The sequence below is a fragment of the Nonomuraea sp. NPDC049309 genome (assembly GCF_043196965.1).
Classification (GTDB): domain Bacteria; phylum Actinomycetota; class Actinomycetes; order Streptosporangiales; family Streptosporangiaceae; genus Nonomuraea; species Nonomuraea fastidiosa.
This window is the reverse complement of record NZ_JBICSH010000002.1, coordinates 990,118-1,006,043: the sequence shown is the minus strand read 5'-3', so window position 1 is coordinate 1,006,043 and position 15,926 is coordinate 990,118. Positions and strand designations below refer to the sequence as shown.

Below are 15,926 nucleotides of genomic sequence, written 5' to 3'. Positions count from 1 at the left end.
ATCAGCCGGGGCCCACCGGCCAAGGTCACCGCGCGGCGGATGGGCGGCCCGCACGCCTCGCCCGCCGATAAGCCGCGTACCGGCACAGATGGTCGCCGCGCGCCCGCCACCTCGCCCCGTACAGGCGGAAAGGCGCTGTCAACCTGCACGCACTGTGGCATGATGATGACCACCGCGATTGGAAACGGTTTTCATCATCATTCTTGGAGCATCCCGTGAGAGTGGCGTTCGTCGGAAAGGGCGGCAGCGGCAAGACGACGATCTCTGCCCTGTTCGCCAGGCACGTGGCAGGTCAGGGCGCCCCGGTGGTCGCCATGGACGCCGACATCAACCAGCACCTCGCCCTGGTGCTCGGCCTGGAGCGCCAGCCCGAGCCGCTGGGCGCCCACCTCACCGAGATCAAAGACCGCCTGCGCGGCACCAACCCCCGCATCCCGTCCGCCGACGCCATGGTCAAGACCACCCCTCCGGGCCGCGGCTCCACCCTGCTCAACGTCGAAGACCTGCTCACCGACCCCTACGGCCTGACCACCCCCGACGGCGTGCGCCTGCTCGCCACCGGCCCGTTCAGCGAGGACGACCTGGGCGTGGCCTGCTACCACTCCAAGGTCGGCGCCGTCGAGCTGCTGCTCAACCACCTGATCGACGGCCCCGGCGAGTACGTCGTCGTCGACATGACGGCGGGCGCCGACTCCTTCGCCTCTGGCCTGTTCACCCGCTTCGACCTGACGTTCCTGGTGGCCGAGCCGACCCGGCAGGGCGTCAGCGTCTACCGCCAGTACCGCGACCACGCCTCCCAGTTCGACGTCCCCCTGGCCGTGGTCGGCAACAAGGTGCACAACGAGTCCGACGTCGAGTTCCTGCGCGAACACGTGGGTGACGATCTCCTTACCTGGATGGAGCACTCCGCTGCCGTCCGCGCCCTGGAGCAGGGCCGCCACTTCACCCTCGACGACCTCGAGCCGGCCAACGCCGACGCGCTCGCGCTGCTCCGCAAGACCCTCGATGAGCAGCAGAAAGACTGGGCGAAGTTCGGCCGCCAGACCATCGAGTTCCACCTGCGCAACGCCGAGGCGTGGGGCAACGCCCGCACCGGTCACGACCTGGCCGAGCAGATCGACCCCGACTTCGTCTACGGCCCCACGACCACATGACTGTGCCGGTCAAGGCTCTGGAGCATGCCCGCTCCAGCGATCTAACGTCCGATGTGATCCCTTCCGAGAGGAGACAGCATGTCGCTGACCGTTCCGAACGATCTGCTCGACCAGGCCAAGGCCGGTGAGGTGGACGACGAGGCGTTCCTCGCCTGCGTCCGCGACTCGCTTCCGTACGCGTGGTCGCTGATCAGCGACCTGGTCAAGCAGCGTGAGCAGAGCGGGGCCGAGTTCGCGGACAACCAGGTGCCGCCGCCGTCGGAAGAGGCACGCGGCCAGCTCCTGCGCTGCATGGCGAGCGACGCGATGCGCGGCGCGCTCGAGCGCCACTACGGCGTGCGCCTGGCCTTCCAGAACTGCCACCGGGTCGCCGTCTTCGACCCGACGGCCACGAAGGCGCTGGCCGACTTCGTCACCCCGCGCGCGCAGATCCTCAACCAGAAACCGGAGCTCGTCGACTGCTGAGCTTCCTCCGGCGAGCCGGCTCCCCCCCCCCGGCTCGCCGGCCGGCGACTCCACCACGCCACACCAGGACACTCGCAAACGGCGCCGCCGCGCAGCGCCGGAGCCCTACGCACCACCGGAGCGGGCCGCGCCGACCGGGGAAGTGGAGCGAGAGCGAGGCACGCAAAGCGACGGAGCGGGCCGCGCAGCCGCACCCGCGCTCAGTCGCGGAGGAGCGGCAGGACCTCGGTGCCGAAGCGGCTGATGTTCTCCAGCGTCCGCTCGTGCTCGCCGAGCCCTTCCACCAGCAGCACGAAGTGCTCGATGCCGGTGCGTTCCGAGGTCCGCCGCAGGGTGTCGGCGCAGTGCTTGGGCGACCCGATCGGGTGGATCTTCGTGAGCAGTTCGACGTAGTCGTCCACGTCGCGGTGCGGCCGCGGCCGGTCGTCCACCGGCCGGTATCCGGCGAGGCCGGGCCCGAGCCAGGCGGGCATCGTACGCTGGAGCTCGTGCGCCGCCCCGATCGTCGAGTCGGCCACGTACGCCACCCCCGCCGCCACGTGCTCGACCGGCGGCCCGCCGAAAGCCCGGTAGCGCTCGACCATGGCGGCCTTCTCGTCGTCCCCGATGTGCAGCCCGAGCAGCATGGGCAGCCCGCGCTCCGCCGCGAGGCGCACGGTCGGCTCGGAGGTGCAGGCGACGACCGGCCGCATCCGCGCCTGCGGCACCATCGTCACCTCGCGGAAGCGGAAGAACTCGCCGTCCGCTGAGACCCGCCCGTCCGACAGGGCCGCGAGCAGCAGGTCGAGCGATTCTCCGAAGCCCCGCTCGAAGCGTTCGAGCCCGGTGCCGAACACTTCGAGGTCCACCCACGGCCCGCCCCTGCCGACGCCGAGCGTGAACCGCCCGCCCGACAGGTGGTGCAGCATCGCCGCCTGCTCCGCGAGCGCGACGGGGTGCTGCGTGGACAGCACGCTCACGGCCGTGCCCAGCCCGATCCGGCTGGTACGTCCCGCCGCGACGGCGGCCAGCGTGGTGGGCGACGGGCACACGCCGTACGGCATGAAGTGGTGCTCGGCGATCCACGCGTCGTCGAACCCCGCCTCCTCCGCCGCGACGATCCACTCGACGGCGTCGGCCAGCACCCGCCCGGCCTCCCGCCCGGGAAACAGCCCCGCGACGACAAAGATCCCGATCCGCATGCTCGGAATGATGACCGATGCCAGGCCGCGCACACCCCGCGACATGCGGACCTCACCCACACCCGCGCAGCAACGCGTGCACGCGCCCGGGGCACACCCGGCACCCATCTCCCCGCACCGCCGAAGCCGCCCCCGCGCACGGCGCGGGGCCGGCGCCCTTCCCTCGCGAACGTGCGGCCCGCGCCCGGGCGGGCGCTCGGCGGTAGGCCCGGTGGGTGGGCCGCTCAGCCGAAGAGGCTGACCTGGCCTTCTCCGACGAGGGGGTCGCGGTGATGCTTCAGATGCCGCCATTGGGGCAGCTCGTCAAGGTATGACCAGGAGAGCCGGTGGTGCTGGGTGGGCCCCAGCCGTGCCAGCGCCTCCTGATGCGCGGGCGAGGGGTAGCCCGCGTTCTCCGCGAAGCCGTACTCGTCGCAGCCGAGCGAGGCCATGTAGGCGTCGCGGCGCACCTTGGCGAGGACGGAGGCGGCGGCGACCGAGATGCTGGCCGCGTCCCCCTTGACCTCGAGGCGCACCGGCCACGGTGCTCCGATGTAGTCGTGCTTGCCGTCGAGGATCACCGCGTCGGGGCGCACCGGCAGGGCTTCGAGCGCCCTGCGGGCGGCCCGGCGCAGCGCCTCGGTCATGCCGAGCGTGTCGATCTCGCGGTGGCCGGCCTCGCCGTAGCCGACGCCGGCGGCCCATTCGGCCAGCTCGGCGGCGAGCGGCCCGCGCTTGGCCTCGGAGATCTGCTTGGAGTCCGTGAGCCCGGCGGGCGGCTCTGACAGGTCGGTGACGACCGCGCAGACCAGGACGGGACCGGCCCAGGCGCCGCGGCCCACCTCGTCGACGCCCGCGACCGTGCGCGTGCTTGGCTGGGAGAGCAGGAGTCGCTCGATCTCGTACGTAGGCGCCATGGCCGCAGACGTTACCGCGATCGCGCGCCCACGACAGCCCGACCAGCCCAGGGCAGGCCGAACGCCAGGCCGGACGCGAGCGGGGCGACGCCGCCCGGCCGATGCGGCCCGACGGCCGGAGCCCGGCCGGTCGAGCGTCACTCGCTGAACTGCCGTCCGGCGGCGTGCTTGGCCGAGCCGACGCGGATGTCGAACCCGTCGAGGGCCGGCTGGTCGGTGCGGGAGCGTTCGGCCAGGCTGACCGGTTCGAGGTCGGCGGCGATGAGGCGGGCGGCCACGTGGATGGCCCGCAGCGTCACCGACACCGACGGCCGGTGCACGCTGGAGCCGCGGGCGACGGCGTGCACGTCGCGCCCCACCGGGTTGCCGGGGAACTGCCGCACGGCCAGCCCCCGCACCCCGGCGGCGAGCGCGAGCGCGGGCACGGCGGCGATGCCGATGCCTTTGGCGACGAGCGACAGGATGGTCCCGAGTCCTTCGAACTCCCACGGGCTCGGCCTGGTGCCGCCCACGTCGACGAGCAGCCGGTCGACGGCCAGTCGTGACGGTTCGCCGTCCGGCGTGGCCATCCACGGCTCGTCGCGCAGCTCGCGCAGGTCCACGGGCACCTCAGGGTCGGCCAGGCGGTGCTTGCGCGGCACGACGAGCACGAGCGGGTCGTGCAGGAGGGGGAAGACCCGCAGGCTGTCGCTGTCGCGGACGCGGCCGTACCAGTCGTCCACGAGCGCGATGTCGACCTCGCCCGACTGCACCTCGCGCAGGCCTCGTCCCGACCTGCTCTGGCCGAGCCGCAGCGTCAGCTCGGTGTGGCGGCGCAAGGAGCGGGCGAGTGCGGGCGCGAAGGCCACGGCGGCGGTGGGGAAGGCGGTGACGACGACCCGCCCGGCGGGCTTGCCGGCGTGGGCGGACAGGTCGGACTCGGCCTCCTCGACCATCGACAGGATGCGCTCGGCGTGCATGACGAGCCGGCGTCCTGCGTCGGTCAGCTCGGCGCTGCGCGCGGTCCTGTCGATGAGCGCGGTGCCGGTCTCGCGTTCGAGCGCGGCCAGTTGCTGGGAGACGGCCGAAGGACTGTACCCGAGCGACTCCGCCGCCGCGGCGATACTGCCCTTCCGCGCGAACTCGCAGATCAGTACCAAACGCCTCAATTCGAGCATCAGACTTCCTTATGCCTACCCACGAAAAGCCTCGCTTGTGCTGATGCCTTCATCCAATCACCCTGGGAACGTGACAAACATGACCGTGACCCTGTCCGCCACTCTGGCGGCCAACGAGGACATCGAACGAAGACGGCGCGCCGGGGAACGAGTGCTGCACCTGGCCTTCGGTGAGGCCGGTCTGCCCGTCCACCCGGCGCTGCGCGACAAGCTGGCCGCCGCATCAGAACGCAACGGCTACGGGCCGGTCGCGGGGGCGTCCGAGCTGCGGGCCGCGGCGGCGGGCTACTGGACACGACGGGGGCTGACCACCGACTCCGACCAGGTCGTCTGCGGACCGGGCAGCAAGTCGCTGCTGTACGGCCTGCTGCTGGCGATCGGCGGTGACATCGTTCTGCCCGTGCCCAGCTGGGTCAGCTACGCCGCGCAGGCCGACCTGGTGGGATCGCGCCCCATCCTGGTGCCCGCACCACCAGGAGAGGGCGGTGTGCCCGATCCCGACGTGGTGGCGGCCGAGGTGCGCAGCGCCAGGTCGCGCGGCAGGACCGTCAGCTCGGTGCTGGTGACGCTGCCCGACAACCCGACGGGCCGGCTGGCCACTCCCGAGACGGTGGCCCGCCTGGCCCAGGTCGCCCGCGAGCTCGACCTGACGATCATCTCCGACGAGATCTACCGCGACCTCGTGCACGAGCCCGGCCTGACGTACACCTCCCCGGCCGAGCTGGCGCCCGAGCGCACGATCATCACGACCGGTCTCAGCAAGAGCCTGGCGCTGGGCGGCTGGCGCATCGGCGTGGCCCGGCTGCCGGAGAACGGCACCCTGCGCAGGAACCTGCTCGCGGTGGCCAGCGAGATCTGGTCCGCCCCCGCGGCGCCCGTCCAGGAGGCCGCCACGTACGCCTTCAGCGACCCGCCCGAGCTGACCGACCGCATCGAGCGCAGCCGCCGCCTGCACGGCGCGCTGGCCAGGGCGGTGCACGAGCGCTTCGCGGAGATCGGCGCCGTCGCGCCCGTCCCGCAGGGCGGCTTCTACCTCTATCCCGACCTCGGCCACCTCAGGCTCGGCGGCTCCGCCGAGATCACCAAGATCCTGTTGGAGAACCACGGCATCGGCGTGCTGCCCGGCCACGCCTTCGGCGACGACCCCTCGGCCGCCCGTGTGCGCGTCGCGGTGAGCCTGCTCTACGGCGACACCGCCGAGCAGCGCGAGGCCGCGCTGAACAGCCCGGACCCGCTCGGGCTGCCGTGGATCGCCGACAATCTCGACTTCCTGTCGACGGGTCTGAAAGAGCTGGCCCTGGTCCGTCACGGCGCGGTGAGCCGGCCGCATCCGGCGCTCGTCACCGCCCCCTGTCACGGTTAGGCGAATCTTTCCCCAAGAGCGGGTTGACCCTCCCCCAAAAGGGGCCTTTGACCTGCGGAAACACCATGGCCGTCACAGCGGCGGAAAGTTCCTGCGCGCAGCCTGGTCACAGGGGTGCCCACCAGCCTCCATCATGTGCTCATGCCCGCTCTTGTCACCCTGTCCGGGCGCTTCGTGCGCCTGGAACCTCTCAGCCTCGCGGCGGTCGATGACCTGGTCGCCGCGGCGAGTGAAGACCGTTCCACTTACGCCTTCACTCGCGTCCCCAACGGCAGGGACGAGGTGGTCTCCTACGTGGAGGCCGCCATGGCTGAGCAGGCGGAGGGCCGCTCTTTGCCCTTCGCCATCCGGTGGCTCAACACCGACCGCGTGGTCGGTGCCACCCGTCTCATGCACCTGGAGTACTGGCAGGGTCCCATGCCCTGGCCACCGGGTACGCGAGGTGCGGTGGGCGACATCCCGTCCGTGGCGGACATCGGTTACACCTGGCTGGGCGCGAGCGCCCAGGGCACCGGGGTCAACCGGGAGAGCAAATACCTGCTGCTCTCGCACGCCTTCGACGAATGGAACGTCCACCGCATCACGCTGAAGGCCGACGTACGCAACACCAGATCCCGGGCCGCCATCGAGGCACTCGGCGCACACTTCGACGGGGTGCGGCGAGCGGACAGCCGAGGCGCCGACAATACGGTCCGAGATACCGCCTTCTACTCGATCCTGAACTCTGAATGGCCGGCCGTTCGCGACCGGCTGCGCACGAGGCTCGGTCTGGTCGAGGCAGCCTGACAACCGTCCACCCATGGCCCCGCCCGGAATATCCGGGCGGGGCCGGTATTTTTCCGGCCCGGCCCGCACTCTGTAGACACACGCCCCCGCGATGCGTGCCCGCGTCACCGGTTCTCAGCATCCAGGGGCGAGTTCAACACCTGATTGACGGCGGATCAACGGGCGAATGAACGGATCTGTCGGGATCTAGGTGGGCAAAGAACGATGGACTTATCATTTGGCAACAAATCATCTCGCTGGCTGGGAGACGAACGGCATGGTGGGTCAGAGCGGCGAAGGCGGGCTGCGGTTCGCCGTGCTCGGTCCTGTCCGCGCCTGGCATGACGGCCAGGAACTCGACCTCGGCACCCCGCTGCAGCGTTCCATCCTCGGCATGCTGCTGCTGCGCGAGGGCCACGCCGTCACACCACAGGAGATGATCGACGCCGTCTGGGGCGAGGAGGCCCCGCCGCGCGCGCTCGGAGCGCTGCGCACGTACGTCTCGCGCCTGCGCACGGTGCTCGAACCCGGCAGGCCCGCCCGTTCCCGCCCCGAGCTGCTGACCTCCATCGGCAGGGGCGGCTACGCGCTGCGCCTGCCGGAGGACTCGCTCGACCTGACCCGCTTCGAGCGCCTGGTCGCGCAGGCCGAGAAGGCCCGCAAGGCGGGCAGGCACGCCGCGGCCGCACGCGGGCTGCGCGAGGCGCTCGACCTGTTCGAGGGCGAGCCGCTGGCCGGCACTGTCGGCCCCTACGCCGAGCACCAGCGCGACCGCCTGATCGAGCGGCGCATCAGCGTCATCGAGACGCTGATGGACGTGGACCTGGAGCTGGGCGAGCACGCCAAGGTGGTCTCCGAGCTCATCGCGCTGACCGCCGAGCACCCGCTGCGCGAGCGCCTGCGCGCCCAGCTCATGCTCGCCTACTACCGCTGCGGCCGGCAGGGCGACGCGCTCAACGTCTTCACCGAGACCCGCGAGGCGCTGATCGACGAGCTGGGCATCGAGCCGGGCCCCGAGCTGACCTCGCTGCACCAGCGGATACTCGCCGCCGACCCCACGCTGGCCGCTCCCGCCAGGCCCGGTGCGGAGGCGCCCGCCGAGGTGGAGCCGCCCGGGGCCGAGGACGAGCAGCCCGCGGCTCCCGAGCTGCCCAGGCCCGCCCAGCTCCCCGCCGCCGTCAGCGACTTCACCGGCCGCAAGGAGGTCGCGGTACGCCTGCGGACGATGCTCTCGGCCCAGTCGGCGGCCGAGGGCGTGCCGGTCGCGGCCATCTCGGGCATCGGCGGCGTCGGCAAGACCACGCTCGCCGTCCACGTCGCGCATCTGCTCACCGACGTCTTCCCCGACGGGCAGCTCTACGCCGACCTGCGCGGCTACAGCGACGAGCCGGTGGCGCCCGAGTCGGCGCTCGGCGGGTTCCTGCGCGCGCTCGGCATCCCGCCGGACGTCATCCCCGACGGTCTCGCGGAACGTTCCGCGCTCTACCGCTCGATCCTGGCCGAGCGCCGCATCCTCGTGCTGCTCGACAACGCCCGCGACGCCGGCCAGGTCAGCCCGCTGCTGCCGGGCTCGCCGGGCTGTGCGGCCATCGTCACCAGCCGGGGCAAGCTCGCCGACCTGCCCGGCGCCCGGCTCATCGACCTCGACGTCATGGAGCCGGACGAGGCGCTGCAGCTCTTCTCCGCCGTCGCGGGCGACGAGCGCGTCTCGGCCGAGCACGGCGCCGCCATGGACGTGGTCGCCGCCTGCGGCTTCCTGCCGCTCGCCGTCCGCATCGTGGCCGCCCGCCTGGCCGCGCGCCCCTCGTGGACGGTGGCCTCGCTGGTGCCCAGGCTGGCCGACGAGCAGCGCCGCCTCGACGAGCTGCGGGTGGGCAACCTCGCCGTGGAGGCGACGTTCGCGCTCGGCTACGGGCAGCTCACCCCCGTGCAGGCCCGCGCGTTCCGGCTGCTGTCGCTGTCGAACGGCCCCCACATCTCCGCGGGCGCCGCGGCCGCCGTGCTCGCCGCCGACGCGCTGGAGACGGAGGACGTGCTCGAATCGCTGGTGGACGCGAGCCTGCTCGAAGCGCCCGCCCCCGGCCGCTACCGCTTCCACGACCTGCTCAGGCTCTTCGCCCGGCGGGAGCTCGAACGCACCGAGAGCCCCGAGGAGCGCGCGCTGGCCCTGCGCCGCCTGCTCGGCTACTACCTGGCCTCGGCGCAGTCGGCGCACGCCCTCGCCTACGAGGGCAGCATGATCTCGGCGAACCTCGTCGTGATCGGCACCGGCCGCACGTTCACCACCGTGGACGAGGCCGTGGCCTGGCTCATCGCCGAGGGCGACTCGCTGTTCGCCACCATCCACCAGACCGCCGCCGGCGCGCGCACGGAGGAGGACCTGCTGCCCGCCGCCGACCTGCTGGTGGCCATGGAGCCGCTGCTGGAGTCCGGCACCCACACGCGCGAGTTCGGCCAGAGCACCCGCGCCGTGCTCGCCGCCGCGCTGAAGAACGGCGACCGGGGCAGCGAGCTGCGGGCCAGGTACGTGCTCGGCCGGGTGCTGTTCGCCGCCAACCGGCTGAAGGAGGCCGAGGAGCACTTCAGGATCGTCCACGAGCTGTCGGTCGCCCGCAAGGAGAAGGTCGTCACCGGCGAGGTGCTCAACGCCCTGGCCGTCGTCGTCGGCAGGCAGCGCCGCCACACCGAAGCGCTGGCCTTCTTCGACGAGGCGATGCGCTTCTACCGCGACAACGACGTGCCGGCCGGCGAGGCGCTGGTGCTCAGCTACTCCGCCCGCGACCACCTGGGTCTCGGCCGCGCCGACGACGCGATCGCCGCGGCGGAGAAGGGGCTGGCCATCTTCACCGAGATGGGCTCGGGGGCCGGCACCGCCCGCGCCCGCTACCACCTCGGCATCGTCCTGTCGCGGGTCGGCAGGCTCACCGAGGCCGTCCACCACCACGCCGAGTGCCTGGCCTTCTTCCGCGCCAGCAAGCAGCGGGTCTGGGAGCAGCGGGTGTGCTCCCGCCTGGCCGAGACGTTCATCGCCGCCGAGCGTTACCCCGAGGCCGTGCGCCACGCGGAGGAGGCCCTGGTGGTCTCCCGCGACATCGGCCACCCGTACGGGGAGGCGCTGTCGCTCACCGTGCTCGGCAAGGCGCTGCGCGGCCTCGGCAACCTCCCCCGCAGCCGCGACTGCCTACGCCGGGCCTTCGAGATCTTCACCAGGCTCGGCGCGCCCGAGGCCGGCGACCTCAAGGCCATGCTCGACGGCTTCCCCCCCGACAGCACCACCGCTGATCCCTCCGGCAGGCCCGGAGCCAGGAACGGCGCCGGTTCCGTCGTCGAGTCCTGAGTACAGCTCGTCGTCCAGACGTGTCATCCACACATGGTTGATCAAGGCTGTCCTTAGGGGTGCCACGAAAGAGCTTCGTGATCGATGGGTGTTCAGCCCGGCCGGCCATCTCCGGCCACCACGCGTCGCTAGGGGGCCCGGTTTTTCCGGATGCTCCGCGCGGCGGCCCGCCGCCTCACTAAGACGACCGGCCGGACCTGACACGGCCCTCGAACCCCCCAGGTCCGTGCCATGTCCCGAAGCCTCCACCCCCGGGGTCAACGTCGAATCAACGCCGGATCAAAGCAGGAAGTACCCCTCGGCGATGAGCGGCCTGAGCGCGTCGGCGTTGGGGATCTCGCCGTCTCCGACCAGCTCGGCGATCACGTTGAGCAGCGGTCCCAGCGCGAGCTCGCCGTCGCACACGCCGGCCAGCGCGGCCTCCACCGTACCGACCTCCCGGCTGCGGCGCAGCCCCTGCGTCTGGCGCAGCACGATCTTCATCGGGTCCTCCGCGCCCGGCAGGCCGATGCGCTCGTCGAGCAGGCCGTCGGCGGTGCGCAGCTTCGCCGACTCAAGCCCCTGAGCCCGGTGCGCCGACGCGATCGCGTCGATCACCCCGTCCACGTAGTCGCCGACCGGGAGCGCGACCTGGTGCGCCAGATGCTCGACGCGTACGACGGGGTCGAGCGTCTCGGAGTTGCGCATCGTGATCCAGCCGAACCCGACGCCCTCGACCCGCTGCTCCTCGAACCAGGCGAGCCAGCGGTCGTAGTGCTCGGCGTAGGCGGGGGTGCCCTGCTCGGCCGCGTCGCGCAGCCACAGCTCGACGTACTCGGCCGGGTCCTGCACGTCGCGCTGCACCACCCAGGCGTCGCAGCCGGTCTCGCGCAGCCAGCCGCCGACCCGGTCATGCCAGTCCTCACCCCTGACGTGCAGCCAGTTGGCCAGGAAGTGGGCCTGGCCGCCGGGGTTGAGGAAGGCGGGGGTGCGGCGGATGAGGTCGCGGCAGAAATCGTCGCCGGACGCGCCCGACTCGCGGTAGGTCAGCCGTCCCTCGCGCCGCGGCGCGATCACGAACGGCGGGTTGCTCACCACCAGGTCGAACCGCTCGCCTTCGACCGGCTCGTACATCGAGCCCACCCGCGCGTCCACCCCGGAGATCCCCGACAGCTCCCAGCTCAGCCGGGCCAGCTCGATCGCGCGCGGGTTGACGTCGGTGGCGGTGATGCGCTCGGCCCGCCCGGCGAGGTGCAGCACCTGCACCCCGCAGCCGGTGCCGAGGTCGAGCGCGCCGCCCACCGGGCGGCGGGTGACGAGCTGGGCCAGGTTGGCCGACGCTCCCCCGGCGCCGACCACGTGGTCGGGCCGCAGCGCGGGGTCGCCGGGACGCACCTTCCTGTCGGAGACGAGGTAGCCGCCGGTCTCCCACGGCTGCAGGTGCACGGTCGCGGTGACCTGGTCGCCGTCGGCCGCGACCAGCCCGGATTCGAGCACCTCGGGCGCGAGGCTCTTGGCGGGCACGGAAACGCCCAGCCACCACAGCCTGATCAGCGTGCCGAGCGGGTCTCCGCCGGCGGTGGCGCGCAGGGCCGGTATCAGCTCCTCGCGGGCGAGTGCCGATGCGGCGGTGTCGCCCAGGCGCTCGCGTACGCCGTCGATCGTGTAACCGGTGTCGAGGAGATGATGGCGCAGTCGTTCCACCCGACCATCCTTTCACCGCGGACACATCCACATGAATCGCCACCGACTGTGTTCATACCGCTACGGAGACGTCCAAGCGTTCTGCAAGCGTGCGGCAAGGGAGCCGCGATATCTCTAGAGAGCAAGCACCCGCGCCACCCCTGGAGCAGGCCCATGTTGCTGCCCTGCCTGGCTTGTGATGCGACGTTCCGGCCCGATGAGTACTTCAGCGCCTGCTCCGACTACGACCGGGCGCTGGACCTCGTCTCATGGACGTGCCCGCGCTGCGGCAACCGCGACGACCTGCGGGTGCTGCCGGGCGAGCTGGGCTTCGGCTATCCGAGCGGTGGCAGGTTCGACGTGCACGACCGCGTACGCGTGCCGGGACTGCGCCGGAGGCGGGGAGACATGCGCCTCGACATCACTCTCGACCGCTCGATATGGCACGTTCCAACGCGGCGCCCAGCCTGCTTCGCGGGCCGGCCTCCTGCCGCGCCCGCACGGCGTACCTGACCCTCACCCGCATGCAGGACCCCTTTTCGGCGCGACCCCGCCTGGAGCGGGAGCCGGTTCAGGAGCGCTGGCGGAGGCTCTGCCAGGCGGCCTCGCCCAGATCCTTGATCTCTTCCTCGGTCGGTGTGTGCGCCCCCGCGAACCACAGCCGGCACATCTCCTGCGCCGGCCCGAGCCACAGCACGTAGCACATGGTGGCGTGCACGGGCCGCAGGAGCCCGTTCTTCATGTGCGGCCGCCACCAGTCGGAGACCTGCTTGAAGAACGCGCGCCGCGCCTCGGCCACCTCGGCGCCGCCCGGCTCGTGCTTGCGCGGCGGGCGCTCGCTGATGAGCAGCCGGGCCTTTTCCGGATGCTCGCCGGCCCAGCGCATGTGGAAGGCCACGATCGCCTCGATGCCGGCTTTGGCGTCGTCGTGGCGGACCAGCTCGGCGAGGAATTCCTTCTGGTAAGCGTCGAGGATCTCGCCGTACAGCACGCCGAAGACGTGCTCCTTGCTGGCGAAGTGGTGGTAGAAGCTGCCGACGCTGACGCCGCTTTCCTCGCGGAGGCTGGCCAGGGTGGTGGCGGACACGCCGTCCTGACTGAAACGGCGGAGGGCGCCCTCGATGATCCTGGTGCGGCCGTCGCGTCCGTTCTTGACACTCTTCACACTGTCAATGGTGTGGCACCAGAACGTTGTTCCGCAAATAGGCCCGGCTGACCGATCATAGCGGTCACTTCGACCGTACCGGATTGTACCCGCATCACGGCGTCCGGCCAGAGGCGGCGGATGAGCCTCAGCACGCGCCGGTTCTCCCCCATGACGTCCATGCCCACGGTGCGCGCGCCGCGCAGCGCGGCCCTGGACAGCAGCTCGTCCACGAGCCTGGTGCCGAGCCCGCGGCCCTGCCAGGCGTCGGCGACGACGACGGCGATCTCGACGTCGGCGTATCCACCGCCGCGGAAGCTCATGGCGTGCGCGACGATCTCGCCGCGGTCGTCGGTCGCGACCAGGGCCTCGCGGTGCTCGTCCACGGCCAGCAGCGCCCGTACGAGCGCGGCGGAGGGGGCCGAGACGCCGGTGAAGAAGCGCAGCGTCTGCGTGTGCAGCGAGAGCCCGGCGAGGAACCGCCTGATCCGCTCCTCGTCGCCGGGGCACACCGGACGGAGCTGAGTTCGTTGCATGGACTCAGCCTGCCCTCCGAGGCTGAGTCTGTCAATCGAACTCAGGTATACTGCAACAATGAACATGCCTTCTCGCATGGGTTTCCGGGACGATTGCTCGATCGAGCGCACCCTGGAGATCGTCGGGGAGAAGTGGACCTTCCTGGTGCTGCGCGAGGCGTTCAACGGCGTACGGCGGTTCGCCGACATGCAGGCCATGACCGGCGCGCCCCGCCAGGTGCTCAGCGCCCGCCTGGCCCGGCTGGTCAGCGAGGGCCTGCTGCGCAAGGTGCCCTACCGCGAGCCCGGTCAGCGGCAGCGCGCCGAATACCGGCTCACCGACAAGGGCCGCGACCTCTATCCCCTGCTCGTCGCCCTCATGCATTGGGGCGACAAATACCTGGCCGGCGAGGACGGCCCACCGGTAGTGCTCACCCACCGCGACTGCGGCGCCCCCATCGAGCTGCGCTTCCGCTGCGCCGAGGGCCACGAGGTGGGCGGGCCGCGCGAGGTCACCCCGATCCCGGGCAGGGGCGCCCACCTGGAAACCGCCTGAGTTCGGCACCACTGGTGCCGGTGCCTAGTCTTGAAGGCGTGTACCGGTTCCTGCTGACGCCTCGATGGCTCGTGCTCCACGTCGTGGTGCTGCTGGTCATCCCCGCTTTCGTGCTGCTCGGGCGGTGGCAGTTCGGCAGGTTCGAAGAGCGCTCCGCCAACAGCGAGCGGGTCACCGCCAACATCGAGGCCCCGCCCGTGCCGATCGACCGGCTCGCCGCGCCGGGGCAGCAGGTCAAGCAGGACGACCGGTTCAGGAAGGTGACGGTCACCGGCACGTACGACACCGCGCACGGCCTCGTCGTACGCCGCCGCCCCCAGGAGGGCCGCAACGGCTTCTACGTACTGACCCCGCTGGTCACGGGCCCCGGCACGGCCGTCATCGTCAACCGCGGCTGGGTGCCCGCGGGCGCCACCGCCGACACCGCGCCCGATGTGCCCGCACCGCCCTCCGGGCAGGTCACGGTGACCGGGCGGCTGCGGCCGAGCGAGACCGAGGAGAACAGCGGCATCCGCGACCGCGGCGGGCTGCCGCCCGGCCAGGTGCTGCTGATCAACGCCGACGCGATCGGCAAGGGGCTGCCGTACCGGCTGGTGGGCGGCTACGTCGAGCTGATCGAGCAGCAGCCGGCCCCCGCCACGGCGCCCGCGCCCGTACCGGAGCCCGACGTGGGCTCCGGGGGCGGGCTCAACCTCGCCTACGGCGTGCAGTGGTGGCTGTTCATCGGCATCGCGATCGGCGGCTGGGTGATGCTGATCCGGCGCGAGGTGGCCGAACGCCGCTCCGCTCAGGCACAGCAGCACGTGAAGGAGACGGCGGCATCGACGGCCACCCCCGATTAGGGTGTGGAGCGTGATCCGCCACATCGAGTTCACCAACCTGTGCAACTTCCGCGACGTAGGCGGATACCGCGCCGCAGGCGGGCGTGCCGTCAAGTGGCGGCGGCTCTACCGCGCCGACTCGCTCGGCTGGCTGGCCGGCGACGACCTCGACGCCTACCGCGCGCTGGGCGTGCGCAGCGTCATCGACCTGCGCCATCCCTTCGAGGTGGAGAAGGCGGGACGGGTGCCCGAGAGCGAGTGCCCCCTCTATCTCAACCTGCCCATCGAGGGCCGGCGCTGGGACCTCACCCCGTACACCGAGGAGGTGGGCGTCCCCCGCTATCTCGCCGACCGCTACCTGGAGATCACCGAGGACGGCGTCGCCAACCTCAGAGCCGCCCTGGAGACCATCGCGCAGGCGGACAACGCGCCCGTCGTCGTGCACTGCGCGGCGGGAAAGGATCGCACGGGCGTGCTCACCGCGCTCGTGCTGTCGCTGGTCGGCGTGCACGACGACGACATCGTGGCCGACTACGCGCTCACGGGCCTGGCCACCGAGCGCTTCATCGCCGACTGGAAGACGCGCCACCCGGACGCGATGGTCTGGCCGGGGTTCGGGCTCGCGCCGCCGGAGGCCATGCGGCTCTTCCTCGCCGACATGAACGCCCGGCACGGCGGCATCGAGAGATACGTCACGCAGGTGCTCCAACTTTCCCGCGACGCTGTGGCGGACCTGCGGACGCATCTCCTGACCGACGCGAACGGTGCAGGGTAATGGGACGGCCTGCGCGCTCGCCGCGCGGGGCGGGCCTGGTCATCCGCACCTCGCCGGCCGTCACTCTCCCGGCGTTTCCCGGCCGGCGATTGTGCGCAGAGACCCAACGGATACGTCGCAGCTTGTTCGACGTTA

General features: G+C 71.7%; 15 protein-coding genes. 9 read left to right on the top strand and 6 right to left on the bottom strand.

Features of this window, described 5'->3' with window-relative positions:
- The first annotated feature begins 215 nt into the window (after window positions 1-215).
- Window positions 216-1,154, top strand: a complete 939-nt coding sequence (locus ACGFIM_RS18660; RefSeq protein WP_393201780.1) for an ATP-binding protein — start codon at window positions 216-218, stop codon at window positions 1,152-1,154.
- Between the two features lie 78 nt (window positions 1,155-1,232).
- Window positions 1,233-1,619, top strand: coding sequence for an SCO5389 family protein (locus ACGFIM_RS18655; protein ID WP_393201778.1), 387 nt, complete (start codon window positions 1,233-1,235; stop codon window positions 1,617-1,619).
- Between the two features lie 200 nt (window positions 1,620-1,819).
- On the opposite strand, the gene ACGFIM_RS18650 is transcribed toward ACGFIM_RS18655, so the two are convergent.
- From ACGFIM_RS18650 to ACGFIM_RS18640, 3 genes are all read right to left on the bottom strand, one after another.
- A complete protein-coding gene (locus ACGFIM_RS18650) occupies window positions 1,820-2,800 on the bottom strand; it encodes an LLM class flavin-dependent oxidoreductase (protein WP_393201776.1) in 981 nt (326 codons plus the stop codon).
- A 224-nt stretch (window positions 2,801-3,024) separates the two neighbouring features.
- Window positions 3,025-3,696 (bottom strand): ribonuclease HII, encoded by a 672-nt coding sequence (locus tag ACGFIM_RS18645; protein WP_393201774.1) that lies wholly within the window; start codon window positions 3,694-3,696, stop codon window positions 3,025-3,027.
- Between the two features lie 137 nt (window positions 3,697-3,833).
- Window positions 3,834-4,853 (bottom strand): LysR family transcriptional regulator, encoded by a 1,020-nt coding sequence (locus tag ACGFIM_RS18640; protein WP_393201772.1) that lies wholly within the window; start codon window positions 4,851-4,853, stop codon window positions 3,834-3,836.
- A 79-nt stretch (window positions 4,854-4,932) separates the two neighbouring features.
- Between ACGFIM_RS18640 and ACGFIM_RS18635 the strand changes: the two genes are divergently transcribed.
- From ACGFIM_RS18635 to ACGFIM_RS18625, 3 genes are all read left to right on the top strand, one after another.
- Window positions 4,933-6,216, top strand: a complete 1,284-nt coding sequence (locus tag ACGFIM_RS18635; protein ID WP_393201770.1) for a pyridoxal phosphate-dependent aminotransferase — start codon at window positions 4,933-4,935, stop codon at window positions 6,214-6,216.
- Window positions 6,217-6,330: 114 nt separating this feature from the next.
- The gene (locus ACGFIM_RS18630; protein ID WP_393201768.1) at window positions 6,331-7,002 is read left to right on the top strand and encodes a GNAT family N-acetyltransferase; all 672 of its coding nucleotides are present in this window, start codon (window positions 6,331-6,333) and stop codon (window positions 7,000-7,002) included.
- A 256-nt stretch (window positions 7,003-7,258) separates the two neighbouring features.
- A complete protein-coding gene (locus ACGFIM_RS18625) occupies window positions 7,259-10,318 on the top strand; it encodes a BTAD domain-containing putative transcriptional regulator (protein WP_393201766.1) in 3,060 nt (1,019 codons plus the stop codon).
- Window positions 10,319-10,597: 279 nt separating this feature from the next.
- Here the strand turns inward: ACGFIM_RS18625 and ACGFIM_RS18620 are convergent, their stop codons facing one another.
- On the bottom strand, window positions 10,598-12,001 hold the full coding sequence (locus tag ACGFIM_RS18620; protein ID WP_393201764.1) for a methyltransferase: 1,404 nt from the start codon (window positions 11,999-12,001) through the stop codon (window positions 10,598-10,600).
- A gap of 153 nt (window positions 12,002-12,154) precedes the next feature.
- Between ACGFIM_RS18620 and ACGFIM_RS18615 the strand changes: the two genes are divergently transcribed.
- Entirely contained in the window at window positions 12,155-12,493 is a 339-nt protein-coding gene (locus ACGFIM_RS18615; RefSeq protein ID WP_393201762.1) for a hypothetical protein, read from the top strand.
- Window positions 12,494-12,551: 58 nt separating this feature from the next.
- Here the strand turns inward: ACGFIM_RS18615 and ACGFIM_RS18610 are convergent, their stop codons facing one another.
- The gene (locus ACGFIM_RS18610; protein ID WP_364064423.1) at window positions 12,552-13,145 is read right to left on the bottom strand and encodes a TetR/AcrR family transcriptional regulator; all 594 of its coding nucleotides are present in this window, start codon (window positions 13,143-13,145) and stop codon (window positions 12,552-12,554) included.
- A complete protein-coding gene (locus tag ACGFIM_RS18605) occupies window positions 13,142-13,660 on the bottom strand; it encodes a GNAT family N-acetyltransferase (protein WP_393201759.1) in 519 nt (172 codons plus the stop codon). Before ACGFIM_RS18605 ends, ACGFIM_RS18610 begins: the two co-directional genes overlap by 4 nt.
- Before the next feature lie 58 nt (window positions 13,661-13,718).
- Between ACGFIM_RS18605 and ACGFIM_RS18600 the strand changes: the two genes are divergently transcribed.
- The 3 genes from ACGFIM_RS18600 to ACGFIM_RS18590 are packed head-to-tail and all read left to right on the top strand — an operon-like array spanning window position 13,719 to window position 15,791.
- Window positions 13,719-14,195 (top strand): winged helix-turn-helix transcriptional regulator, encoded by a 477-nt coding sequence (locus tag ACGFIM_RS18600; RefSeq protein WP_393201757.1) that lies wholly within the window; start codon window positions 13,719-13,721, stop codon window positions 14,193-14,195.
- A gap of 38 nt (window positions 14,196-14,233) precedes the next feature.
- The gene (locus ACGFIM_RS18595) at window positions 14,234-15,037 is read left to right on the top strand and encodes an SURF1 family protein (RefSeq protein ID WP_393201755.1); all 804 of its coding nucleotides are present in this window, start codon (window positions 14,234-14,236) and stop codon (window positions 15,035-15,037) included.
- 10 nt (window positions 15,038-15,047) lie between these two features.
- The gene (locus ACGFIM_RS18590) at window positions 15,048-15,791 is read left to right on the top strand and encodes a tyrosine-protein phosphatase (RefSeq protein ID WP_393201753.1); all 744 of its coding nucleotides are present in this window, start codon (window positions 15,048-15,050) and stop codon (window positions 15,789-15,791) included.
- Window positions 15,792-15,926: the final 135 nt, after the last annotated feature.